Raw genomic sequence first — 24,153 nt, forward strand, 5'->3', positions numbered from 1 at the left:
TGATCGCCAGGCCAGGTGCACGGGGGCCCGCTACGCGAGGAGATCTGCCATGCCCGACCGGACGTCCTTACGCGCGCTCGCGCTCACCGTGGCGGCCACCGCCACGCTCCTCCTGCCCGCCGCCCCCGCCCACCCGGCGACGGCCTCCCTGGCGTCCGCGGGGGCGCACACCGGGGCCGGGCGCAACGTCGTGGTGCGGTGGAACGAGGCGGTGCTGTCCGCCGTGCGCACCGGCACCCTCGGCCCGCCGCAGGTGGCCAGGGCCCTGGCCGTGGTCCACACCTGCGCGTACGACGCGTGGGCCGCCTACGACGCGGTCGCCGTCGGCACCCGGCTGGGCGGCTCGCTGCGCCGGCCCGAGCCGGAGCGCACCGAGGCCAACCGCGCCGAGGCCGTCAGCTACGCCGCCCATCAGGCCGCCGCAGACCTCTACCCGGCGGCGCGGCCCGCCTTCGACGCCCTGATGAACGAGCTGGGCTACGACCCGGCCGACACGTCCGGCCAGCCCGCCCGCACCGGCCTGGCCGCCTGCGCGGCGGTGCTCGACCACCGGCACACTGACGGCTCCAACCAGCTCGGCGGCTACGCCGACACCACCGGCTACGCCCCGGTCAATGCCCCGATGGTCGTCGCCGATCCCCTGACCTCGGTCAACGACCCGAGCCGCTGGCAGCCGCTCACGTACCGCAACAAGGCGGGGGTGCTGGTGACGCCGCCGTTCCTGGCGCCCCACTGGGGCGGGGTGGCGTCCTTCAGCGGCCGGGCCCGCGCCCTCGCCGACGGCGTGCCCGCGCCATCGGCGAACGGCACGGCCGCCTTCCGCGCGCAGGCCGCCGAGATCGTGGCGGGCACGGCGGCGCTGACCGACCGCCAGAAGGCGATCGCCGAGTACTGGGCCGACGGCCCGAACAGCGAGACCCCGCCCGGCCACTGGTGCCTGTTCGCCCAGCAGGTGTCGGCGCGCGACGGGCACGGCCTGGACGAGGACGTGAAGATGTTCTTCGCGCTGGCCAACTCGGAGATGGACGCCGGGATCGCCGCCTGGGAGGTCAAGCGCGACCACGACTCCGCCCGTCCGATCACCGCGGTCCGCTACCTGTACCAGGGCCGGCGGATCCCCACCTGGGGCGGCCGGGTGATCGACGGCGCCACCTGGGTGCCCTATCAGGTGCCGACGTTCCCGACGCCGCCGTTCGCGGAGTACGTCTCGGGGCACAGCACGTTCAGCGGAGCGGCGGCCGAGGTGCTGCGGAGCTTCACGGGCCGCGACGCGTTCGGCGGCCAGGCCGTGATCGCGAAGGGCTCGTCGCAGGTCGAGCCGGGCGTCACCCCGGCCGCCGACGTGACGCTGCGCTGGGACACCTTCTCCGAGGCGGCCGACCAGGCCGGGCTGTCGCGGCGCTACGGCGGCATCCACTTCCGCGCCGGCGACCTGCAGGGCCGCGCCCTCGGCCGGGCGGTCGGCGCCGCGGCCTGGCAGCGCGCCCAGGCGTACTGGTCCGGCCAGGGCTGACGACCCTCCGTCATGACGGCGCCCGGGTGGCGACGTCCCGGTCATGACGGCGCCCGGGCGCCGGTGAGGTCAGCACCCCGGCCGGTACGCCCGGCCGGGGAGGTACCGCGCCCACTCCGCCGCGGTGAGGCTCCGCCCACCCCGGGCGCAGACCGCCTCGATGAGCGGCCCGACCGCCACGGGCAGCCGGGTCAGCCGCGCCTTGCGGCCGATCGCCACGACCTCCGCCGAGTCCCCGGTGAAGACGACCGACCCCGCGCTGTCCGTCAGCCGCACCACGGGCCCGACCGGCTGCCCACGCCCAACGTCCCAGACGGTCAGCGTCTTGTTCTGCGACGCGAACGCGAACAGCCGGTCGTCGGGCGAGAACGCCGCCGCCCACGGCGCCTCCCACTCCCGCAGCCAGTCGCCCACCTGGGCCCCGGTGCGGGTGTCCCAGACGCCGACCTTGCCGGCGAAGTCCGCGGCGACCAGCTTCGCGTCCGCGTCGAACCAGACGTCCTCGGTCGCGCCCGGGAACGGCAGCCGCGGCCCGTAGGGCTGCCCGCTCTCCAGGTCGACCATGCGCAGCCGGTCCGCGTCCAGCCCGACCAGCCGGCCCCGCGCGGTCACCGTCCAGCCGGACAGGCGCGGCCTGGACACCTGCTTGAGCCGCCGCCCGCCGGGCAGCGCCCACAGGGTGAACGTCTTGGCCTCCGCCGTCCACAGCCCGGCCGGGCCGGGAAGGGCGCCGTCGGTGTTGCCGGTGAGCGGCACCCTGGCCAGCTCGCCGCCCGTGGCGGTGTCCCAGACGACGACGTCGGCGCTGCGCCGCAGCGCGAGCCGGCGGCCGTCGCGGCTGAAGGTGAGCTCGCTGTCGTACGGGGCCGACGGGCCGGCCGCCAGCGCCCGCCCGGCCGTCCGCGCGCGGGCCGCGTCCCACGCGCGGGTGTCGGCCAGCCGCACGTCGGAGGCTTTCAGCATGTGGGAGGCGAGGAGTCGGCCGCTCGGGTCGAGCTCCGCCTCGTCCACGGGCTCCGCCTCTACCGTGTACGGCGGGAGCGTGACGACCGTGTCCCCACTCAGGTACCGCACTCCGTCCGGCCCGAACCCGATCGCGGTCGCCAGTTCGGGTGGCGTGCGCTCGTACATCAGCGGCTCGACGGCGTCCACGTCGTAGAGCCGCAGCGTCGTACCCAGCTCCGCGAGCATCCGGCCGTCCCGGTCGAACACCGGTGCCACCTTGCGGCCCCAGTTCTCGAAGAAGACCAGCTCCTCGCGGGTGCGGGTGTCGAAGACGGTGAGCCCCCTGTCGTCGCCGATGGCCAGCCGCCGCCCGTCGCGGCTGAAGCTCGGCCGGGTGGCGCAGTCCGAGCAGATCCCGGGGAAGCCCGGCAGGGCCTTGCCGGAGGGCAGCGCCCACCGCTTGCCGCCCGCCACGACGTAGTCGCCGCCGGGGTGGACCGCCACCTTGTCCAGCTCGGGCAGCATGGTGCTCCGGCCGGTGCGCGGGTCGCGGATGATCTTGCCCTGTCCGATGTCGATGACGAGGAGGCCGCCGCTGAAGGAGACCTCCAGGTCGAAGTCCTCGGCGGCGGGCACGCGCGGGCCCACCCGGGCGCCGGTGGCGAGGTTCCACAGCGCCACGCCCTTGGTGTCGGCCACCGCCAGCAGGCGGCCGTCCTCGCTGACCGCGACCTGCCGCAACCGGGCTGCGGGGCGGCCGGGGGTGGTGAGGGCGCCGGTGAAGCCGCCCGTGCGGCGGCCGGTCGCCACGTCCCAGATCCGCGCCTCGCCGGGGCTGACGCTGACCAGCGTGCGGCCGTCGGCGCTGAGCGCGCGGGCCACGTCCGGGCCCGTCGCGGGGTCGTGGAAGGCGCCGGTGGCCTGGTCGGCGAGCGAGGCGAACAGGCTCGACCGCGCCTCGGCCGTGGGCGAGAGCCGTCCGGCCGCGGCGCTGAGCAGCATGGCGAGCACGGGGTCGCGGCCGCGCACCGACTCGGCGACGCCCGCCAGCCGGGCCGACTCGGACGTGTCGCGCTGCCAGGCGAGCGTCTCGCCCTGCTCGGCCAGGGTGACGCTCTGCCGTACCGCGAGGCCGCCCGCGACCAGCGACACCACCAGCAGCACGCCGAGGCCGGCGGCCAGCGCTCTGGTGCGCCGCGAGCGGCGCCTGGTGAGCGCCGCGCCGGCCTCCAGGAAGTCCCGCTCGGCGGGGGTGAGGGTGATGTTGCGGCGTTCGGCGGCGGCCCAGCGCAGCGCGTCGTCGAGGGAGCTGCCGTGCAGGAGGTCGGCGTCCTTGCGCCCGCGTTCCTCCCAGCGCTCGGCGGCCGTCCAGATCTGCCGGTGGATGGACAGCCCGTCCCGGTTGGCCGCGATCCAGGCGCGCAGCCGGGGCCAGGCCAGCGGCAGGGCGGGCCGCAGCAGCCGGAGCCGCTCGCCGCCGTCCACGGCCGACACGAGGTAGGCGAACGCGGCCAGCACGCGATCGGCGTCGCCCGGCAGCTCGGCCCTGCGCGCCTCACGCGGCATGAGGAAGCCGTCCTCGGTGACCGTGACCAGGCGCAGGAAGACGTCCGGCACGAGTTCCCGGTCGGCGGGCGAGAGGGCGGCGTAGGCGTCCTCGGCGATGACCCCGAGCGCCGGGTCGTCGCCGGGCACGCCGAGCCGCCCGCCGTCGTCCGCGCCGCGCGCCAGCAGCCGCGCCGTCTCCCCCGCCGCCCCGTCCGGCCCGGCGAGACCGTCCGCCCGTACGGCCGATCCGTCCGCCCGTACGGTGAGGCCGTCCGCATTGAGGAGCCCCAGCAGCAGCTCCCGCGAGCGCGGGCGGCGCGCCGCGTCCTTGGCCAGCGCCGCGCGGACCAGGCCGCGCAGCGAGCCGGGCAGCGCGGCGAGGTCGGGCTCGTGCGAGAGCACCCGATGCATGACCGCGCCCAGCGACTCGCCCGAGAACGGGTCCGCCCCGGTGGCGGCGAACAGCACTACGGCGCCCCACGCGAACACGTCCGCGGCCGGCCCCACGCGTTCCCCCGAGAACGCCTCGGGCGCCATGTAGCCGGGCGTGCCCGCCACCACCCCGGTCGTCGTGAGCGACATCTCCTGCGTCCTGGCCACACCGAAGTCGATCACCCGGGGCCCGTCGGGCCCGAGCAGCACGTTGTCGGGCTTGAGGTCGCGGTGGACGACTCCGGCGTCGTGGACGGCGGTCAGCGCGGTGGCGATCGCCGTGGCCAGCCGGTGCAGGTCGTCCCCGGCGAAGCGCCGGCCGCCCGTCACGGCCTCCCGCAGGCTTGCGCCCTCGACGTACTCGCTGACGATGTACGGTCTGGGCCCGTCGAGATCGGCGCCGAGGACCCGGGCGGTGCAGAACGAGGCCACCCGCTGCGCCGCGACGACCTCCCTGGCCATGCGTCCCCGCAACTCCTTCTGGCCGGCCAGGTCGCCGCGCAGCACCTTGACCGCCACCCGCGTGCCGGCCTGGTCGTACGCCTCGTACACGACGCCCTGGCCGCCCGCGCCCAGCCGCCCGGCCAGCCAGTACGCGCCGAGCCGCTGCGGGTCCCCGTCGATCAGTGGGTTGCTCACGCGGAGTTGGACTACCGCCGCGCCCGGTTGGTTGGCCGCTCGGACGATCAGGGCGCGGCTGCGCGATCCCGAAGGCGCGCAGCTACAGCGAGGTGGTCTGGAAACCAGCCTTGGTGGCGGGCTGCCGGAGTCATACCTGTTCCTGACAGAGATGAGCGGGCACGCCGACGGTTCGACACGACCCGGTAGGAAGGGCTTCACCAGCTCCGGCATTACTACGCCAGCGTGGCTCTGGTCGATGGCGTGTCGATCAAGGAGCTGGCCGAGTACCTGGGACGCAAAGATCCAGGATTCACATTGAGAACCTACGCGCACATGATGCCCGGATCGCACGAGCGGCCCCGCCGCGCCATCGATGATCGCCTGCTCCGCCCCCGTGTTCCCGGGCTGACGGAACAGGGGACGGAAGACGATGTTCTTCCCGACGACGCGATCAGCGAACGGGCAGGCCGGTGACGGCGCGGCCGATGATCAACCGCTGGATCTCCGATGTCCCCTCGAAAATCGTGTAGATCTTGGCGTCCCGGTGGAAGCGCTCGACCGGGTGCTCCCTGGTGTAACCGGCGCCGCCCAGGATCTGGATCGCCTGCTCCGTCACCCACACCGCCGTCTCCCCCGCCACCAGCTTCGACATCGACCCCTCCGCCTGCGTGAACTGCCGGCCGCTGCGCGCCATCCAGGCCGCCCGCCACGTCAGCAGGCGGGCCACGTCCACCCGCGTGGCCATCTCGGCGAGGAGGAAGGCGATCGCCTGGTTCTCGCCGATCTTGCGGCCGAACTGCTCCCGCTCGCGGGCGTAGTCCCTGGCGTACTCGTAGGCGGCGCGCGCGATGCCTACGGCCATGGCGGCGACCGTCGGGCGGGTGGTCTCGAACGTGCGCATCGCCGCCTGCTCGCCCGCCCGCTCGCCATTGCGTACGCGCGCCAGCCGCGCGTCCAGCTTCTCCTTGCCGCCGAGCAGGCAGGAGCCAGGCACGCGCACGCCCTCCAGGACCACTTCGGCCGTGTGGGAGGCGCGGATCCCGTGCTTGCGGAACTTCTGGCCCATGGACAGCCCGGGCGTGCCGGGCGGGATGACGAAGGACGCCTGGCCCCGGGCGCCGAGTGCCGGGTCGACCGAGGCCACGACGACGTGGACGTCGGCGATGCCGCCGTTCGTGGCCCAGGTCTTGACCCCGTCGAGCACCCAGTCGCCCCGGTCGTGGACGGCGCGGGTGCGGATGGCGCCGACGTCGGAGCCGGCGTCCGGCTCCGAGGCGCAGAACGCGCCCAGCTTGACGTCGTTCTCAGTGCCGAACATCTGCGGCAGCCACTCCCCCATCTGCTCCGGGGTGCCGTTCGCCGCGAGGGCGGCGGCGGCCAGGCCGGTGCCGACGATGGCCAGGCCGATGCCCGCGTCGCCCCAGAAGATCTCCTCGAACGCCACGGGCAGCGCCAGCCCGCTCTCCTCGAACCACTGGGTGGCGAAGAAGTCGAGGGAGTACAGGCCGATCTTGGCGGCCTCCTGGATGACCGGCCAGGGGGTCTCCTCCCGCTCGTCCCACTCGGCGCCCGCCGGGCGGATCACGTCGCGGGCGAACTCGTGCACCCAGTCGCGTACCTCGACCACGTCAGCGCTGGGCTCCAGGCAGAAGCCGGCCATGTGCGTACTCTCCTCCGACACGTTACCGTTGGTAACACCTTACCGGCCGGTAGCCATGGGGCGGAATGCCCCGGCCTCAGCGTCTGGGCGCTCTCGCGGACACGAGTACGGCCACGGCCGCCAGCGCCATGCCGATCGCGAGGCCGTACATCAGCGGGGTGAATCCCCCGAACGCGGCGGCCACCTGCGGTCCGACGCTGCCGCCGACCGCGAGGGCGAAGGAGAAGAGCGAGAGCGCGGTTCCCCGCGCCTGGCCGGCGCCCGCGGAGACGGACTCGTTCATGCTGGGCAGGCCGCCGGTGATGGCGGCGACGTAGACGGCGAGGAGCAGCACCAGCGCGGCCGCGCCGGTCAGGCCCACGGCCGCGAGCGTGAGGGCGCCGGCCGCCATGAACGCCGCGGCCCTGATCGTCGTGGGGATGCGGGCCAGCCACGGCATGAGCAGCGGCACCAGGACGATCGAGGGGAGCCCGGCCGCTCGGAGCGTCAGCAGGTCGGAGGAGGACGTCACACCGTAGATCTGCAGACCGGTGTATACGGCCACGAAGCCCACCATCAGCATGATCGTGGCGACGTACCGGAGCCCGAGGACGCGGTGGAAGAGCAGGCCCGGCACCGCGCGATAGACCGACAGCAGCGAGCCGGCGCCCTGGCGCGGCAGGTCGGGCAGCATGACCGCGCGCACGCCCAGGGAGGCCAGGGCGAAACCGGCCGCCGACAGCAGGAACAGCCCGCGCCAGCCGATCGCGTCCACCAGCACCTGGGCGGCGACCTGGAGCACCACGGCCGAGGCCAGGAAGGCGCCGGTCACCGCCGCGATCGCGACCACCCGCCGGCGCGGATCGACCCGTTCCGCCAGGTACGCCATGCCGGCGGGCGGGAACATCGCCACCGCCAGCCCCTGGATCGCCCGCAAGGCGAACGCCGCCTCGGGGGACGGGCTCAACGCCACCGCCGCCGAGGTGAGCGCGGCCAGCGGCAGTCCGATCATCAGCAATCTGCGGCGCCCATAGCGGTCAGAAAGCGGGCCGAACACCAGGAAGCCGGCGCCGTACCCGATGCCGAACGCGGTCACCAGCCAGGTCAGGCCGCCCGGCGAGGCCCCCCAGCCGGCGGCCATGTCGTGCAGGAGGGGGATCACGACGTACAACTGGCCGCTGACCAGCACGGCAGTGAGGGTGAACGCCGTCATCGTGCGCCCGAACGGGGCGCGGGCCGGTGCGGTCGCCGCGACGGTGGGCGGCGCGTAAGGAGTGGTTATCGCCATGTCTCCGGACGGTACACCAACCAACTAGTTGGATGCCAACTGAATGGTTGAATTGCAACCAACTAGTTGGTGGCTATGATGGGCGGCATGGCACCCAAGGTCTCCACCGCCGCCACGCGCGCCGCCCTGCTGGAAGCCGCGCGGGAGGAGTTCGCCGCGTACGGCGTGGCGGGCGCCCGCGTGGATCGCATCGCCGAGCGCGCCGGCGTCAACAAGGAGCGCATCTACGGGCATTTCGGCAGCAAGGAGAAGCTGTTCGACGCCGTCATCACCGAGGCGCTCGACGATCTGACCACTCAGATCGCGCTCCCCGGCGGCGACCCAGCGGATTACGTGGCCAAGCTCAGGGACTACTACCAGACGCATCCCGAGCTGGTACGGCTGCTGATGTGGGAGGCGCTCAACTACCGCGGCCCCGATCTGCTCCCCGGCCAGGAGGCACGGGTGGAGCGATGTGGCCGCAAGACGCGCTCGCTGGCGGAGGGACTGGGGGTGGAGCCCTCGCCCAGGGTGGCGCGGATGGTGTTCCTGCTGACGGGGCTGGCCCTGCTGCCGTCGATGCTGCCGCAGCTCGGACGGATCATCCTGGGGGATGCCGCGGACGACCACGAGGCCATGCGGGAGCAGATCGCCGAGATCGTGGCGGCCGGCTTCAAGTGACGTCGGCTTGCGGGTCCGGCGACTCGGAGGAGCGGCGCGGCACGATGAGGGCGCCACGTCATGCGGTAGCGAGAGGAACACGGTGATGACGGGCACAGGGAGCGGGGCGCCGCTGTGGCGAAGGATGGCCGGGCGTGACCCCGCCGAGCCACACAGGGTCGCCACCCCTCTGGAGCTCCTGTCCGATCTCTGCTTCGTGGTGGCCGTGGCGCAGGCCGCAGCCAGCCTCCATCACGCGCTGTCCGAGGGGCATGCGGGCACGGGCGTGCTCGGCTACGCGATGGCGTTCTTCGCGATCTGGTGGGCGTGGATGAACTTCACCTGGTTCGCCTCCGCGTACGACACCGACGACACGTCATACCGCTTGCTGATCTTCGTGCAGATGGCCGGGGTGCTCATCCTCGCCGCCGGGATCCCGCGGGCCATGCAGGACAGGGACTTCGCCCTGGTCACCCTGGGGTACGCGGTCATGCGCATGGCGCTCGTGCTGCTCTGGCTGCGCGCCGCCCGGGGGCACATCGAGGGGCGGCGCAGCGCGCTGCGGTACGCGTTCGGCGTGACGGCGGTCCAGGCCGGCTGGATCGCCCGGCTGGCGTTGCCGGAGCAGCTGGGGCTGGCGGCCTTCTTCGTACTGGTGGTCGCAGAGCTGGCGGTGCCGCTCTGGGCGGAGCGGTTCTGGTCCACCACCTGGCATCCGCATCACATCGCCGAGCGCTACAGCCTGTTCACGATCATCGTCCTCGGCGAGTCCATCCTCGCGGCCACCATCGCCGTCCAGAGCGGGCTGGCGCGGCGGCTCGACGCGGGTCCGCTACTCACGGTGGCGCTCAGCGGCATGGTCATCGTCTTCGCGATGTGGTGGCTGTACTTCTCCCGGCCCGCCCACCTGTTGCTGACGTCGAGCAGGGCCGCTTTCCGCTGGGGGTACGGCCATTATCTGATCTTCACCTCCGCCGCGGCGATCGGCGCGGGACTGGCGGTGAGCGTCGACTTCGCCACCCATGAGGCGCACATCGGCCCCGTGGCGGCCGGGGCGGCGGTCGCCGTACCGGTGGCCGTCTTCCTGGCCAGCCTGTGGCTGGTGCACCTGCGGCCGCATCGCCCCGGCCGGCTGGTGGACGGCTCCTGTCTCGCAGGGGTGGCCGCGGTGCTGGCGACGCCGTTCACCGGCCTGGCGCTGCCGCTGATCGCGGTGGTGATGATCGTGCTCGTCGTGGTGGCCCACGCAACGACGTCCGTACGCCCGGAATCCGGGCCGGCGGCATGACGTGAGCTCACGGGGTTATGGTGATCATGGGTGGGCGTTCGCCTATCCCGATGTCGCGCAGCAGGACGTCGTGCCCGTCCAGCCCCCTGCGGAACTGCGCCAGCCGCACCGAGGGTTCGTGACAGCCGCGGATCTTGCCCTGCCGCCGCAGCCGCGACCAGGCGGCCAGCATGATCTGGGACGCCATGCCCCCGAGCGCCTCGGTCGACTGCGGGGCGTGCTCGCGCGACCCCAGGTCCACCTGGGCGAGCGCGTCCAGCCCGGCGAGCTCCAGCAGGTCGATCAGGAGCCCGAGCTCCACGCCGTACCCGGTGAGGAACGGCACCCGCTCCAGGGCCGAGCGGCGGCCGGCGTACTCGCCGGCCAGGGGCTGGACGAAACCGGCCAGTTGCGGCCAGTGGAGGTTGATCAGCGGGCGGGCCACGAGTTCGGTGACGCGGCCGCCGCCGTTGGAGGTGTCGTACAAGGGGCGGTCATAGACCCCCTTCGTGTACACCACGGTGGGGTCCGCGAGGAGCGGCCCTAGCAGGCCGAATATCAAGGAAGCGCGAAATTTCCGGATATCGGCGTCGGCGAACACCAGCACGTCCCCCGACGTCACCGCCAGCGACTTCCACAGCGCCTCGCCCTTGCCGTCCAGCGGCGTGAGCTGCGGCAGGATCTCGTCCTGGGCGTGCACGCAGGCCCCCGCGCGCGCGGCCACGAGCGCCGTGTCGTCGGAGGAACGGGAGTCGATCACCACGATCTCGTCGACGAGCCCGTCCAGCTCCCGCCGGATCACTCTGACGATCTCGCCCACGGTCTCCCGCTCGTCGCGGGCCGGGAGCACCACGCTGACCGTGGTCCGCCCCTTGACGGCCTTGAGGTCCCGGAGCGGCCAGTCCGCGGCGGACGACGTACGGCGCCGCAACCATCCCCGCACTTCAGAAAGCATGCGACACCTCCCCCGGTATCCCACATTTCAGCTTATGCGGTAGTGGCGTGCCGCTCCAGGAACGTGTACACGTCGGCCTCGTCCACCCCCGGGAACGAGCCCGGCGGCAGCGCGGCCAGCACGTGGGAGTTGGCACGGGCGGACGGCCAGGCGTACCCCTCCCAGCGCTCGGAGAGCTCGGCGGGCGGGCGGCGGCAGCAGTCGCCGTTGGGGCAGCGGGATCTGGTGCGATTGGTGGTCTCGCGGCCCCTGAACCAGCGCGACTCCTTGTACGGCACCCCCAGCGTGATCGCGAAGTCCCGCTCGCGCGACGGATCCACGTGCGCCACGCAGAAATAGGTCCCCGTGGGCGAGTCGGAGTACTGGTAGTACACCGAGAACCGGTCGGGCGAGGCGAACACCTGCCGCCCCGACCACTGCAGGCACATCCGCTGCCCTTCGATGGCCCCCTGCTCGTCGGCCGGGAAGACGATGCCGTCGTTCTCGTACGCCTTGTAGATGGTGCCGCCGGCGTCGTTGCGCACGAAGTGGCAGACGAGGCCCAGGTGGTGCGTGGCGAGGTTGGTGAAGCGGTGAGCGGCCATCTCGTACGAGACCGCGAAGACGTCCCGCAGGTCCTCCACCGACAGCGCCCGGTCGGCCTTGGCCTCCTGGAGGTAGAGCGCGGCGGCCCGCTCGGGGACCAGGACGGCGGCGGCGAAGTAGTTGGCCTCGGTCCGCTGGCGCAGGAAGTCGGCGAAGTCGCGCGGCTTGCCGTGACCGAGGGCGAGGTGGCCGAGGGTCTGGAGCAGGATGGTGCGCGGCGTGTGCATGCCGAGCTGCTCGTGTTTGACGTAGATGCGGCGGTTGCGGAGGTCTGTGATGGAACGTACGGACCTCGGCAGATCTTGCGCGGTGTGCACCGTGTAGCCGAAATGCGTGACCAGGCTCTGGATCATGCTCTGGGACAGGGCGCCCGTACGGTAGCCGACCGCGTCGAGCGCCTTGGCGGCGGCCTGCTCGATCTCGCCGAAGTAGTTGCCCACCTCGCGCTGCCTGCGCCGCAGCTCGGCGTTGGCGACCCTGGCCTCCTCCGGGGTGGCGGTGCCGCGGGCCTGCCGGGCGCGCAGCTCTCCGTACAGGCCGAGAATGTGTTCGAGCACGTCGTTGGGCACGCGGGCGGAGACCTTCAGGCGCGGCAGCCCGAGCGCGGCGTAGATGGGGTCGCGCTGCGCCTCCTCCAGCGCGATCTCGAGCTGCGCGCGGCGGTTGGGCGCCTGGCGGCGCAGCAGCTCCTCGACGGGCACGCCCAGGGCGGCGGCCAGCGCCTTCAGCAGCGAGAGTTTCGGCTCACGCTTGCCGTTCTCCAGGAGCGACAGCTGGCTGGGCGCCCTGCTGACGCGCGAACCGAGGTCCGACAGGGTGAGACCGCGCTGTTTGCGCAGGTGGCGCAGGCGCTGGCCAAACGCGATGAGATCGAGCTCCTGCGTCAAAGACAGCGGTTCTTCACCTAGCAAGGGCGCCATGCGGGCATCTTAGGCAGAAATTCGGCCCATTTTCTAGAGCCTTACGGCAGGTCCTCGGTCACTCGGATTGGTCTAGGCCAAAGGGAAAAGTATGGATTTCTTCACAGTTGAATACCCGCGAGTAATGCACGTTCAGGAAAATTACGCGATTCTTCTGCCCACGCTCGACTATTGACCCGGCCTGCGGGGGCACAGACTCGGCGTGAGCCCCAGGGGACGAAAAGGAGTGAACCATGATCGATCGCCTCAAGGGAGCTGCTGAGCAGCTGCAGGACGAATGGGAGAACCACCCTCGCTGGGAGGGCGTCGAGCGCACGTACCGCGCGGAGGACGTGATCAGGTTGCGCGGCAGCGTGCAGGAGGAGCACACGCTGGCCCGGCTGGGCGCCGAGCGGCTGTGGGACCTGCTGCACACCGAGGACTACGTGCACGCCCTCGGCGCGCTGACCGGCAACCAGGCGGTCCAGCAGGTGAAGGCGGGTCTGAAGGCGATCTACCTGTCCGGCTGGCAGGTCGCCGCGGACGCGAACCTGGGCGGGCAGACGTACCCGGACCAGAGCCTGTATCCGGCCAACTCCGTCCCCGCCGTCGTGCGCCGCCTCAACAACGCGCTGCTGCGCGCCGACCAGATCGCCTGGTCGGAGGGGAGCTCCGACAGCCCGTACTGGCTGGCGCCCATCGTGGCCGACGCCGAGGCCGGCTTCGGCGGGGTGCTCAACGCGTTCGAGCTCATGAAGGGCATGATCGCGGCCGGGGCTGCGGGCGTGCACTGGGAGGACCAGCTCGCCTCGGAGAAGAAGTGCGGCCACCTGGGCGGCAAGGTGCTCATCCCGACCGGCCAGCACATCAAGACCCTGAACGCCGCCCGCCTCGCCGCGGACGTCGCCGGAGTCCCCTCGCTGATCATCGCGCGGACCGACGCACAGGCCGCGACGCTCCTGACCAGCGACGTGGACCCGCGCGACCAGGAGTTCACCACCGGCGAGCGCACCGCGGAGGGCTTCTACCGGGTCAGGAACGGGGTGCGGGCCTGCGTCGCCCGCGGCCTGGCGTACGCGCCGTACTCCGACCTGCTCTGGATGGAGACCGGCACGCCCGACCTGGACGTGGCCCGCGAGTTCGCCGAGGCGATCAAGGCCGAGTACCCCGACCAGATGCTCGCCTACAACTGCTCGCCGTCGTTCAACTGGAAGAAGCACCTCGACGATTCCACCATCGCCAAGTTCCAGCGGGAGCTGGGACACATGGGGTACAAGTTCCAGTTCATCACGCTCGCCGGGTTCCACTCGCTGAACTACTCGATGTTCAACCTCGCCCAGGGGTACGCGACGGACGGCATGCCGGCGTACGTGGAGCTGCAGGAGGCCGAGTTCGCCGCCGAGTCGCGCGGCTACACGGCCACCCGGCACCAGCGCGAGGTCGGCACCGGCTACTTCGACCTGGTCAGCACGGCCGTCGCGCCGGACTCCTCGACGACCGCGCTCAAGGGCTCGACGGAGGAGGAGCAGTTCGCCCACTGAGCTCGCCGGACCGCCCTCCGGGCATGCGGCGGCCCCCGGCGACGGCCGCGCCAGTGCTCCCCCAGCACTGGCGCGGCCTTTCTCGTGCAACAGTTTCCGCACCTTGCTCCTCTCGGAGGTGAAGGAAACGACGAAGGGCGAGGGGTGTTGGAAGCTGATCCCCGTTTCGCGGAGTTCGTCGCCGAACGCGGCGACGCGCTGCTGCGCTACGGATATGTCCTGGCCGGCAATCCGCATGACGCGGCCGACCTGGTCCAGGAGGCGCTGCTGAAGTTACGCGGCGCCTGGCCCCGGCTCCGCTCGAAGGAGAACCCGGAGAGCTACGCGCGCACCACGATGGCCCGGCTGCACATCGCCGTCTGGCGGCGGCGCAGGCGCGAGCTGCTCGCGTGGGACCTGCCGGAAGGCGCGCACCACGACCCGCTGCCCAGCGGCGACGAGCGCCGGATGTGGCAGGCGCTGGCCGGCCTGCCGCGCAAGCAGCGCGCGGTGCTGGTGCTGCGCTACTACGAGCAGCTCGACGACGCCGAGATCGCCGGCGTGCTCGGGATCTCGCGCGGCACCGTACGCAGCCAGGCCTCCCGCGCGCTGGACAAGCTCCGCGCCGCCATCCCGACCGAGCCGCTGACGAGGGGGAACGTACGATGACCGACGTTGAGCAGAATCTGCGCAGGACGCTCGGCCAGGCCGCCGAGCAGGCGCCCCGGCTGCCGGCCCTGCTGCCGCAGCAGCTCGAGCAGATCCACCGGCACCGGAGGCAGCGGGCGCGGATGGCGCTGGCCGCGGCGGCGGTCGTGCTGGTCGCGGGCGGCACCCTGGCCGTGGTACGCGGCGGCGACACGATCACGGCGGTCACCGCCTCGGGGCCGCGCTCCGAGAAGCCGGCCGCGCAGGCGCAGAAGGTCTGGCCGGAGGCGGTGCGGAAGATCCCGGCGAAGAGCCCGGACGGGGGACCGTGGCGGCCGTGGACGTTCATCGACGGGCGCACGCTGCTCCTGACGAGCACGGCGGGATCCGACCGGACGACCGCCGTCTACGCGTACGACCTCGACGGCGACGCGCCACGCAAGATCGCCAGCGTGCCGACGCCCAAGGGCACGGTGGGCTTCGCCACCGGTTTCACCGCGGGGAGCGGTTACGTGGCCTGGTGGACTGGGACGAAGGACCGCGTCGTGCACCTGTGGGCGGTGCCGCTGGCCGGCGGCACGGCGAAGATCGTCGGTGACCAGCGCCTTGACGTGGCCGACGACGGCAGCGGGATCGACGGGCTCGTCCTGGTCGACGGCAAGATTGTCTTCTCCTTGTACACAGGCGGCGTCTTCACCGTTCCCGTCGAGGGCGGGGAGGTGCAACCGGTCGACAGGGGCACCGGGATGCACCTGCTGTCCTGGCCGTGGGCCGGCACGCCCGGGGTGGGAGGCGAGCCCAACGGCACCAGGTTCGGCCGGATCGTCAACCTGGAGACCGGCGAGACCAGAACGGCCGTCGTGAACCCGGGCGAGCAGCTCGGGATCTGCGGAGTGACCATCTGTGCCGGCCGGACCGCCGAACACGAGCCCTTCTTCCGCAAGCGCGACGGCTCCGACCAGAAGATCGTGCCGCACGACATGATCCCACTGCTCCCGCCGACCCAGGACCGCTTCTACGTCTCGGCCTACGGCGATGGAAAGCCCGAGGGTGTGGGGCTGTACGACATGGACGGCGGCAGATCAGGTGACCTGGGCATCACTGGAGAGGGCAGCTCCATCAGGATGCCGTCCCCGGATGCGACCGGCAGGCTCGTCAGCTACACGCTCGGGAACGACCTCTACCTGATCGACCTGGCTAAGATCCGGTAGCCGTAGGCGTCTCCGGGACGGACACGGTCGGGTCCGGCGACTCGCCGGGCCCGTCCTGCGGGATCGTGGTGATCGAGCCCGACGGCTGCGGGCAGTCCCGCCTGGCCGCGCTGCCCCGCTTCCTCCCGGCCGGGTTCACGCACTCGCCCGGATCATCCGGAACGTCAGGACCGCCCGTGGCCGGGGGCTGGAAGGTGTTCCTGCGCTCGGGCGACGGGTCGAGCAGGGCGGACGGGCTCTTCGTACGCGCGTGGGTGGCGGAGGCCATGGGGGTGGACGTGACCGGGGTCACGGAGGTCGTGGCCCCGGTCCGCGTGGGCGGGAGGCCACCGGTGGGTCTGGCCGAAGGGCGGACGGTGGACTCGGCGCTGCCGTGAGGCTGCACGACGGACGGGTTGCCGGGCAGCAGCGAGCCTCCCCCGACGCTCATCCCGTCGCCGCCCGCCGCCGCGATCACCGTGACGGCCGCGATGGAGACCGTGGCGAGGGCGGCGAAGCTGGCGTGCGACAGGTGCGCCCCGGCCTTCGCCCTGCGCCCGCGGGAACGCTCCATATCCGCCTCCGGCGGCGTCGCGAGACGTACCCTGCCTCCCCCGGGCGGATAGGGCACCGGCGTCCAGATCTCCTCCAGCACCCCGGCCACCGCCTGCCGCAGATCCCACGGCTCGCCCACGCCGCCGGCGGCCAGCAGCGCCCGCAGCAGGTCGGCGGAGGCGGGGCGGTCGGCGGGCTCCTTGGCCAGCGCGGCCTCGACGGCGGGCCGGAGCATCGCGGGCACGCCCGCGAGCCGCGGCGGGTCGAACAGGATGCGCCGGGTCAGCACATCCGCCTCCCCGCCGCCGAACGGGTGATGGCCCGTCGCGGCGAACGCCACCAGGCATCCCCAGGCGAACACGTCCGAGGCGGGCACCGCGGGGCCGCCCGTCAGCCGCTCCGGCGCCACCCATCCGGGACTGCCCATGACCTGCCCGGCCTGCGTGTGCGCGGCCAGCGTGTCGACGTCGCGCGCGATGCCGAAGTCGATGACGCGCGGTCCCCGCGTGGACAGCAGCACGTTGCCCGGTTTGAGGTCCCGATGGACGAGCCCGGCCTCGTGCACCGCCACCAGGGCCGCGGCCACGCCGAGCGCCACGCCGTACGCGAGGTCGGGCGTGAGCGACCCCTTGGCCCCGACGACCTGGGAGAGCGCCGGGCCGGGGATGTACTCGGTGACCAGGTACGGGCGGTCCTTGTCGGTGCCGTCCTCCACGACCGCCGCCGTGCAGAACGGCACCAATCTTCGCGAGAAAGCCACTTCCTCAGCGAAACGGGCGCGTAACGTGGCATCGTTGAGATGCACCGCATGCGGCGTCTTGAGCGCTACCAGGCCACCTTGAGGGTGTTCGGCCAGATACACCACTCCCATCCCGCCCGTGCCGAGGCGGCCGAGGAGCAGGTACCGGCCGATGATGACCGGGTCGCCCACCGTAAGCGGCCGCACGCCAGGAGGCATGTCACTCGCACCACGCGCCATCCGGTCTCGCCTCTCCTGATCAGGGACACGGCAAAGCACACTGTGACCGGATCCGCGGAGGCTTTCCGCATGTCTGCCATAAGGGGTATTGGAGGTAAGGCGGCTGTTTCTCCGGGGTGAGTAAGTGCTGTGGTGCGACGGTCTGAAGTGGTGTTTCCGCCCTGGCTGGTCGAGGAGGCCTGGCGGGTCCAGGAGGCCTGGCGGGTCCAGGATGCCTGGCGAGTCTAGGAGGCGAGCGCCTCTTCCTCCTCGGCCTCGACCCGCCGGTTCCAGTCGCGCTTGATCGCGCGCCACTGCTCGTCGTCGGCCCCGGCCCGCCAGTATCCGGAGATCGACAGCCGCTCCATCCCGATCCCCCGCTCCACCCGCAGGTGGTGGCGGAGCTGCTTCACGAACCCCGCCTCGCCGTGCACGAACGCGCACACCTCACCCTCGGGGAACTCCAGCGCCCGCACCGCCTCCACGAGCCTCTCGCCCACGGGGCGGTCGCCGCGGTAGACCCAGGTGATCCGCGCGTCTGCGGCCGTCTCGAGCTTCTGCTCGTCCTCGGGCGCGTCCACCTCGATCAGCACGTGCGCGGGCGCGCCGTCCGCCAGCTCCTCCAGCGAGGCGGCGATGGCGGGCAGCGCGCTCTCGTCGCCCACCAGGAGGTGCCAGTCGGCCGCGGGGTCGGGCGCGTACCCGCCGCCGGGGCCGAGCATGAGCAGGACGTCGCCGGGAACGGCATTCTCGGCCCACGGCCCGGCGAGCCCCTCGTCGCCGTGCACCACGAAGTCGAGGGTCAGCTCGCGGCTGTCGGGGTCCCAGGCGCGTACGGTGTAGGTCCGCAGCCGCGGCCAGTGCTCGCGCGGCATCGTCTCGCGGCAGGTCTTCACGCTGAACGGCTCGGGATATTCCACCCCTTCGTACGGGAAGACCAGCTTGACGTAGTGGTCCGTCAATCCGGAGGTGGCGAAGTCGGCCAGACCGTCTCCCCCGACGACGACGCGGACCATGTTCCGCGTGAGCCGCTCGGTCCGCAGGACGACGCCTCGATGATGATCCGTGGGCTTCTCAGCCATCGAACAGGCCCCCTGACTTAAAGTTAGGTATACCTAACCTTACACTTCCCTGAAGGTGCCAGCGTACGCCGATCACCTCAAAAGGGGCAGTGGTCAATTTCTGGGTGGTCAATTTTCACGCCGCGGCAATGTCCCCTGCGGCCGCGCGCCGGGCGGCCACCGCTCGCAGGAAGTGCGACATGTGCCGGAACGCCAGCCGGGCCTCGGGCAGCACGTCCGCGAGGATCGGGAAGACGTGCGGCATGTGTTTCCACTCCTCGTACCGGACCTGGACCCCGGCCTCGCGCGCCCGCTCGGCCACTCTCCTGGCCTCGTCCCGCAGCACCTCGGTCGACCCGGTCACGATCATCAGTGGCGGCAGCCCCGTGAAGTCGCCCAGCACCGGCGAGACGAGCGGATCACTCGGGTCGAGACCGGAGGTCCACCGGCGCGCCAGCCAGCGCACCCGGCCGGCCGGGAGCATGGGGTCCTGCCAGCGGTTCGCGCGGCGCGGGACGTCGGTCAGGTCGGCCCACGGCGAGAGGCAGATGGCCGCCCCCGGCAGCGGGAGCTTCCGGTCGCGCAGCGCCAGCAACGTCGCCAGCGTGAGGTGGCCGCCCGCCGAGTCGCCCGCCAGGATGACGTCCTCGGGCGCGTAGTCGCGTCCCAGCAGGCAGTCGTACGCGTCCAGCGCGTCGGACAGCGAGTCCGCCAGCTGGTGCACGGGCCCCTGCCGGTAGTCGAGCGCCAGCACCGGCCGCTTGGCCGCCGCCGACAGCCGCCAGGTGATGGAGCGGTGGGTACGCGGCGAGCACGAGAAGTAGCCGCCGCCGTGGAAATAGAGCACCGCCTTGCGCTCGTCGAGCCCCGGCCCGCCCCGCACCCACTCGCCCTCGCACGCCGAGAACGCCTCGGGCGCGATGGTGACGTGCTCGGGCTGGGGCACCCTGACCAGCCGCCCGAGATCACCGAGCCGGGCGGCGCAGACCAGGGCGAGAGGATGGCGCATGAGCAGCGTCGAAGCCGGCTTCAGGGTGCCGTGCATCAGGCCGATCAGCGCGCGGGCCTGCCAGCTCAAGGGATGCTCCGGCATCACGTCCCTGTCGATCCGCATGTTGACCCTCCGACGGATCTCCTTCCCTCAACGAGATCGTTCTACCGGCCAGTAAGCATCTCGTCGCTTATCTGGATATTTCCCCAGCTAAGACCCGCTCACCGGCCCGTACGACGTCGTATTGGTCTTCTGCCCCGACAGCGCCGCACTTCACCAGGCGTCCATCGCCTCAGGACGGCGGGGCAATTTATTGCGTTGCGGGGCACGTGGTCCCCGTCACATAATTCCGTGCTCCCCATCGGCAGACCCGTGCACGGGTCCGAACACGGCTCGTAACCGTGTCCTCACCCCCCGGAGGTGCAAAACCATACCGCTCTATGCCCGGCTCGTCCGGTACGGCTTCCGCAAACACGCCACCTACGTCTGGGCCGCGCTCGCCGGCGCGTTCACCAACAGCGTGTTCGGCGTCCTGCGCGCCTACATCCTCATCGCGCTCTGGCAGGCCCGCCCCGGCCTGGCCGGCTACGACATGTCCGACGCCATCACGTTCTGCTTCATCACCCAGGCGTTCATCGCCCCGATGCAGCTGTTCGGCGGCGGGCTCACCCTCCCCGAGCGCATCCGCAGCGGCGACATCGCGCTCGACCTGGTCCGACCGGCCTCGCTCCAGCTCTGGACGCTGGCCGAGGATCTGGGCAGGGCCGCATACCTGTTCCTGGTCCGCGGCATACCGCCCATGCTGGTCGGCGCGGCGCTCTTCGGGATCAGGGTCCCGACCAGTCCGGGCCAGTGGCTGGCGTTCCTGACCGGCCTCGCCATCGGCGTCGTGGTCAGCTTCGGCTGGCGCTACCTGATGGCGCTGTCGGTCTGCTGGCTCGTCGACGACCGCGGGGTCGCCGTGGCGTCGATGGTCCTGACCACCTTCTTCTCCGGGATGATGGTGCCGCTGCACCTGTTCCCCGGCCGGCTCGGCGAGCTGGCCCTGTCGCTGCCCTGGGCGGCCATGGTCCAGCTCCCCACCGACCTCTACCTCGGCAAGGCTCCGGCCCTGGAGACGTTCGCGTTCCAGGCGCTCTGGGCGGCGATCCTGCTCGGCCTGGGCGCGCTCGCCACCCGGGCGATCCGCCACAAGGTGGTGATCCAGGGTGGTTAGGACGTACTTCCTGCTGCTGTGGACCTGGACCCGCGCGGCGGCGGCGTACCCGGTGTCGTTCGCGCTGATGATCGTGTTCGGTGTCGTCACCGCCAGCCTCGACGTCGCCGTGATCCTGATCGTCTTCGCCAACACCACCACCCTCGCCGGCTTCTCCCGCGACGAGGTCCTCTTCCTGTACGGCACCGCCGGCGTGTCGTTCGCCATCTGCGACACGTTCGTCAGCAACATCGACCGGGTCAGCCAGCACATCAAGGCCGGCACGCTCGACACGATCCTGATCAGGCCCGTGAGCGCGTGGGTGCAGCTCACCACCGACCGCTTCGTGCCCGGCAGGATCGGCCGGATCCTGCAGTCGGTCATCGTGCTCGGCTACGCCATCGCCGCGCTCGACCTCGACGGGCGGCGTGCCTGGATGATCCCGGTCATGGTGGTCACGGGCGTGGTCATCTTCGCGGCGCTGTGGACGCTGGCCGGGGCGATGCAGTTCGTGCTGACCGACGCGCCCGAGGTGTCCAACGCCCTGACGTACGGCAGCGCCCAGCTCAACCAGTACCCGCTCAGCATCTACGCCCGCGACCTGGTCAGGGCCGTGACGTACGTGTTCCCGCTGGCCTTCGTCAACTGGCAGCCCGGCCTGTACGTGCTCGGCCGGGCGGACCCGTTCGGCACGCCCGAGCTCATGAGATTCGCCGGACCGGCCGCCGCGCTGGTCCTCGCCCTGCTGGCCGGGCTGGCCTGGCGGCAGGGCATCAGGCACTACCGATCCACGGGGAGTTGACGATGATCGAACTTGACGGGGCCGGACGCTCGTTCAAGATCAAAAGGAGGGTCGTGCACGCCGTGCGCGACCTGTCCTTCACCGTGTCGGCCGGGGAGTTCGTCGGCTACCTCGGGCCCAACGGCGCGGGCAAGTCCACCACGATCAAGATGCTCTGCGGCATCCTCACGCCCACGTCGGGCCGGGTCCGGGTGGCCGGGCTCGACCCCTCCCGCAGGCGCACGACCCTGGCGCGGCGGATCGGGGTGGTGTTCGGGCAGCGCACGACGCTCTGGTGGGACCTGCCGCTCGCCGACAGCTTCGAGCTGATCCGCCACCTGTACAAGGTGGACCGCGCCACGTTCAGGTCGCGGCTCGGCGAGCTGACCGAGACGCTCGATCTGGGCGAGTTCATCCGTACGCCGGTACGCCAGCTCAGCCTGGGGCAGCGCATGCGCGGCGACCTGGCGGCGGCGCTGCTGCACGCGCCCGACGTGCTCGTGCTCGACGAGCCGACGATCGGGCTGGACGTGGTGAGCAAGGCCGGCATCCGGGACTTCCTGCAGCGCGTCAACGCCGAGCAGGGCACGACCGTGCTGCTCACCACGCATGACCTGGGTGACATCGAACGCCTGTGCCGCCGGGTCATGCTGATCGACCACGGGCGGCTGGCGTTCGACGGAACGCTCGACGACCTGATGGCCACGGCGCCCGAGCAGTCGAGCCTCGAAGAGGTGGTCACCCGCCTCTACACGGCCGCGCCGCAGTAGTGGTCGCGCCTCAGTAGTAGCTGCCCTCCGGCGTGGCCTCGTAGTCGTCGTCCAGGTCGTCGTCCCGCCGCGACCAGCGTGACGGCATCAGCACGGGGATGAACAGCGCCACGCCGAGCAGGGCGTACACGCCCGTCGTCAGCAGCGTCTTGGCGCCGGAGCCGGCGTCCCTGACGAGCTGGTTGACCGACGGCTCGCTCGGGATGTAGGAGAGCGCCCGGTTCATGTCGAGCGCGTAGACGACCGTCCAGGCCAGCAGGACCATCGACGGCACGAACGTCGCGAGCGGCGAGATCCGGCCCGCCACCACCAGCCCGTAGACCAGCCCGATCGCGGCCATCGCGCCCAGCGCGATCCACATCTTCTGGCTGTCCGGTGGGTTCGCCGCCGCATTGCCGACGACCTGCTGAACCGCCCAGCCGCCGCCTCCCAGCAAGGCCGCCGTCACCACAAGCCCGATGAGCAAACCACCTAAGTGCCGCAACGTTCTCACCTCTATGTCAACGCGGTCGGCACGACCCTAGCGACAAATGCCCATTTCGGACAGTTGTTGTCGGCTTCGTACTCTGGGTCTCATGAGTGACTGCCCCATGAGAGCATGAGGCACACCCATGCATGCGCAACTCCCTCTCCGGCTCGCGCGGACGGCCGCCTTCTCCGCCGTCTGCGTGGCTCTTGCCGCGTTCGCCCACATGCTGGGCGGCGGCTCGGCGCCCGCGCCGTGGGCCGCCGGTCTGGGGCTCGCGGGCGTGTCGGCGCTGGGGCTGGCGCTGTGCGGCAGGGAACGCTCGACGGCGACGGTCACCATCGCGCTGGTGAGCGCTCAGCTGGGGCTGCACGAGCTGTTCGCGGGCGACGGCGGGGCCTACTTCTCGCTGCGCGGGCTGTTCTCGACGGAGGCCGTCGTGCACAGCCATGCTCGGGGCGGCCTGACCGTGACCACCGGGATGCTGCTCACGCACGTGACGGCCACGCTGATCACGGGCCTGTGGCTGGCGCGCGGCGAGGCCGCGCTCTGGTCGCTGCTGCGCCTCGTCGGCCGCCGTCTCGTGCTGCTGCCCGCGATCGCCGTGCCTGTCGTACGGGCTGCCGCGCCGATCGTGCTGACCAGGGTCGTCCCCCTCCAGCCGGAGTTCCGGCACTGCGTGGCCAGGCGAGGTCCTCCACTTCCCGCCTGACCATCTGACACCCCTTTCCTTCCTTCATTCACCAAGTGGAGTTCTCCGCATGTCCTACGTACGCCGTGCGGCGACCGTGTTCGCCGCCGCCACCGCCCTCACCGTCGGGCTCGCCATCCCGGCCCTGGCCCACGTCACGATCCAGCCGGGCACCGCCGAGCAGGGCGGCTTCGCCAAGGTCGCGTTCCGGGTGCCGAACGAGCGCGACAACGCCTCGACCGTCAAGATCGAGGTCGACTTCCCGACCGACCATCCGCTGGCGTTCGTGTCGGTCAAGCCCCTGCCGGGCTGGGACGTCAAGGTCACGCAGGGCAAGCTGCCCAAGCCGGTCAAGACCGAGTACGGCGACCTCGAGGAGGCCGTGACCAAGATCGTGTGGTCGGGCGGCAAGATCAATCCTGGGGAGTTCCAGGAGTTCGAGGTGTCCATGGGACAGCTGCCCAAGGACACGGATTCGCTGACGTTCCCGACAAAGCAGACGTACTCGGGGGGCGAGCTCGTGACGTGGGCCGACCCGCCCAAGGCCGACGGCACGGAGGCCGAGCACCCCGCCCCGACGCTCAAGCTGGTCGCTGCCGGCGGGGATGACGACCATCACGGCATGGCCTCCGCCTCCGCCGCTCCGGCCAGTGCCGCGCCTTCGGTGACTCCCGTGGCCGCCTCGGCGTCCACCTCTGACGGGACGGCCCGCCTCCTGGGCGGGGCCGGGCTGGTGGTGGGCGTCATCGGCATCGTGATCGGCGCCCTCGGCCTCCGCCGCCGCCCCACCTCCTGACGCCGCCGACGTCCCGCCCACCCGGGGCTCCCGGGGGCGGGGCGCTTCTCCCACCGCCTCTGTCGATCAGCCGCTGCGGCTGCCCGCCGTCCGGCTCCGGGTAGCAGGTCGCGCCGAGGCGGTGGGCTCCAGGACGTCGAGGTCGATGTGGACGTACACGGGGCCACCACCTGTGCCGTCGCACGGAGCGAGCGCGTCCG

Annotated in this window: 21 protein-coding genes; 12 read left to right on the plus strand and 9 right to left on the minus strand. The window is 71.8% G+C overall.

Annotation, left to right across the window (positions count from 1 at the left end; genetic code table 11):
* Positions 1-49: 49 nt before the first annotated feature.
* The gene (locus AB0H84_RS17265; RefSeq protein ID WP_357604342.1) at positions 50-1,513 is read left to right on the plus strand and encodes a vanadium-dependent haloperoxidase; all 1,464 of its coding nucleotides are present in this window, start codon (positions 50-52) and stop codon (positions 1,511-1,513) included.
* Between the two features lie 69 nt (positions 1,514-1,582).
* On the opposite strand, the gene AB0H84_RS17270 is transcribed toward AB0H84_RS17265, so the two are convergent.
* Positions 1,583-5,077, minus strand: a complete 3,495-nt coding sequence (locus AB0H84_RS17270; protein ID WP_357604344.1) for a protein kinase — start codon at positions 5,075-5,077, stop codon at positions 1,583-1,585.
* Positions 5,078-5,302: 225 nt separating this feature from the next.
* Between AB0H84_RS17270 and AB0H84_RS17275 the strand changes: the two genes are divergently transcribed.
* Positions 5,303-5,533, plus strand: coding sequence for a hypothetical protein (locus AB0H84_RS17275; protein ID WP_357604346.1), 231 nt, complete (start codon positions 5,303-5,305; stop codon positions 5,531-5,533).
* Here AB0H84_RS17275 and AB0H84_RS17280 read toward each other — a convergent pair.
* Together AB0H84_RS17280 and AB0H84_RS17285 are read right to left on the minus strand one after the other, a co-directional pair.
* Positions 5,511-6,719 carry an acyl-CoA dehydrogenase family protein gene (locus AB0H84_RS17280; RefSeq protein ID WP_357605037.1) on the minus strand — a complete coding sequence of 403 codons (1,209 nt, stop codon included), beginning with the start codon at positions 6,717-6,719 and terminating at the stop codon, positions 5,511-5,513. The genes AB0H84_RS17275 and AB0H84_RS17280 overlap by 23 nt on opposite strands.
* A gap of 76 nt (positions 6,720-6,795) precedes the next feature.
* A complete protein-coding gene (locus tag AB0H84_RS17285; RefSeq protein WP_357604348.1) occupies positions 6,796-7,986 on the minus strand; it encodes an MFS transporter in 1,191 nt (396 codons plus the stop codon).
* An 87-nt stretch (positions 7,987-8,073) separates the two neighbouring features.
* On the opposite strand from AB0H84_RS17285, the gene AB0H84_RS17290 reads away from it, so the two are divergent.
* Together AB0H84_RS17290 and AB0H84_RS17295 are read left to right on the plus strand one after the other, a co-directional pair.
* A complete protein-coding gene (locus tag AB0H84_RS17290; RefSeq protein ID WP_357604350.1) occupies positions 8,074-8,646 on the plus strand; it encodes a TetR family transcriptional regulator in 573 nt (190 codons plus the stop codon).
* 85 nt (positions 8,647-8,731) lie between these two features.
* On the plus strand, positions 8,732-9,913 hold the full coding sequence (locus tag AB0H84_RS17295; RefSeq protein ID WP_357604352.1) for a low temperature requirement protein A: 1,182 nt from the start codon (positions 8,732-8,734) through the stop codon (positions 9,911-9,913).
* A 7-nt stretch (positions 9,914-9,920) separates the two neighbouring features.
* Here AB0H84_RS17295 and AB0H84_RS17300 read toward each other — a convergent pair whose 3' ends face one another.
* Positions 9,921-10,847, minus strand: a complete 927-nt coding sequence (locus AB0H84_RS17300) for a glucosyl-3-phosphoglycerate synthase (protein ID WP_357604354.1) — start codon at positions 10,845-10,847, stop codon at positions 9,921-9,923.
* Positions 10,848-10,879: 32 nt separating this feature from the next.
* The gene (locus AB0H84_RS17305) at positions 10,880-12,319 is read right to left on the minus strand and encodes a helix-turn-helix domain-containing protein (RefSeq protein WP_357605040.1); all 1,440 of its coding nucleotides are present in this window, start codon (positions 12,317-12,319) and stop codon (positions 10,880-10,882) included.
* 266 nt (positions 12,320-12,585) lie between these two features.
* On the opposite strand from AB0H84_RS17305, the gene aceA reads away from it, so the two are divergent.
* The 3 genes from aceA (at position 12,586) to AB0H84_RS17320 (ending at position 15,710) form a co-directional block, all read left to right on the plus strand.
* On the plus strand, positions 12,586-13,872 hold the full coding sequence (gene aceA, locus AB0H84_RS17310) for an isocitrate lyase (RefSeq protein ID WP_357604356.1): 1,287 nt from the start codon (positions 12,586-12,588) through the stop codon (positions 13,870-13,872).
* A 144-nt stretch (positions 13,873-14,016) separates the two neighbouring features.
* Positions 14,017-14,520, plus strand: coding sequence for a SigE family RNA polymerase sigma factor (locus AB0H84_RS17315; protein WP_357604358.1), 504 nt, complete (start codon positions 14,017-14,019; stop codon positions 14,518-14,520).
* Positions 14,517-15,710: a hypothetical protein gene (locus AB0H84_RS17320; protein WP_357604360.1), complete on the plus strand. Its 1,194-nt coding sequence runs from the start codon at positions 14,517-14,519 to the stop codon at positions 15,708-15,710. The genes AB0H84_RS17315 and AB0H84_RS17320 overlap by 4 nt, the downstream gene beginning before the upstream one ends.
* On the opposite strand, the gene AB0H84_RS17325 is transcribed toward AB0H84_RS17320, so the two are convergent.
* From AB0H84_RS17325 to AB0H84_RS17335, 3 genes are all read right to left on the minus strand, one after another.
* Entirely contained in the window at positions 15,697-17,190 is a 1,494-nt protein-coding gene (locus AB0H84_RS17325) for a serine/threonine-protein kinase (RefSeq protein WP_357604362.1), read from the minus strand. The two genes, AB0H84_RS17320 and AB0H84_RS17325, sit on opposite strands and share 14 nt — an antisense overlap.
* 257 nt (positions 17,191-17,447) lie before the next feature.
* Positions 17,448-18,284 carry a siderophore-interacting protein gene (locus AB0H84_RS17330; protein WP_357604364.1) on the minus strand — a complete coding sequence of 279 codons (837 nt, stop codon included), beginning with the start codon at positions 18,282-18,284 and terminating at the stop codon, positions 17,448-17,450.
* A 115-nt stretch (positions 18,285-18,399) separates the two neighbouring features.
* Positions 18,400-19,377, minus strand: a complete 978-nt coding sequence (locus tag AB0H84_RS17335) for an alpha/beta hydrolase (protein ID WP_357604366.1) — start codon at positions 19,375-19,377, stop codon at positions 18,400-18,402.
* Positions 19,378-19,774: 397 nt separating this feature from the next.
* On the opposite strand from AB0H84_RS17335, the gene AB0H84_RS17340 reads away from it, so the two are divergent.
* The 3 genes from AB0H84_RS17340 to AB0H84_RS17350 are packed head-to-tail and all read left to right on the plus strand — an operon-like array spanning position 19,775 to position 22,000.
* Positions 19,775-20,470 (plus strand): ABC-2 family transporter protein, encoded by a 696-nt coding sequence (locus tag AB0H84_RS17340; RefSeq protein WP_357604368.1) that lies wholly within the window; start codon positions 19,775-19,777, stop codon positions 20,468-20,470.
* A complete protein-coding gene (locus AB0H84_RS17345; RefSeq protein WP_357604370.1) occupies positions 20,463-21,251 on the plus strand; it encodes an ABC-2 family transporter protein in 789 nt (262 codons plus the stop codon). The genes AB0H84_RS17340 and AB0H84_RS17345 overlap by 8 nt, the downstream gene beginning before the upstream one ends.
* A 2-nt stretch (positions 21,252-21,253) precedes the next feature.
* Positions 21,254-22,000 (plus strand): ATP-binding cassette domain-containing protein, encoded by a 747-nt coding sequence (locus AB0H84_RS17350; RefSeq protein ID WP_357604372.1) that lies wholly within the window; start codon positions 21,254-21,256, stop codon positions 21,998-22,000.
* Between the two features lie 10 nt (positions 22,001-22,010).
* On the opposite strand, the gene AB0H84_RS17355 is transcribed toward AB0H84_RS17350, so the two are convergent.
* Positions 22,011-22,466, minus strand: a complete 456-nt coding sequence (locus AB0H84_RS17355) for a hypothetical protein (protein ID WP_357604374.1) — start codon at positions 22,464-22,466, stop codon at positions 22,011-22,013.
* 145 nt (positions 22,467-22,611) lie between these two features.
* Between AB0H84_RS17355 and AB0H84_RS17360 the strand changes: the two genes are divergently transcribed.
* Both AB0H84_RS17360 and AB0H84_RS17365 read left to right on the plus strand, forming a co-directional pair.
* Positions 22,612-23,178: an MFS transporter gene (locus AB0H84_RS17360; protein WP_357604375.1), complete on the plus strand. Its 567-nt coding sequence runs from the start codon at positions 22,612-22,614 to the stop codon at positions 23,176-23,178.
* Between the two features lie 49 nt (positions 23,179-23,227).
* Entirely contained in the window at positions 23,228-23,953 is a 726-nt protein-coding gene (locus AB0H84_RS17365; RefSeq protein ID WP_357604377.1) for a YcnI family protein, read from the plus strand.
* Positions 23,954-24,153 lie beyond the last annotated feature (200 nt).

The sequence above is a fragment of the Nonomuraea sp. NPDC050786 genome (genome assembly GCF_040654115.1).
Taxonomy (GTDB): domain Bacteria; phylum Actinomycetota; class Actinomycetes; order Streptosporangiales; family Streptosporangiaceae; genus Nonomuraea.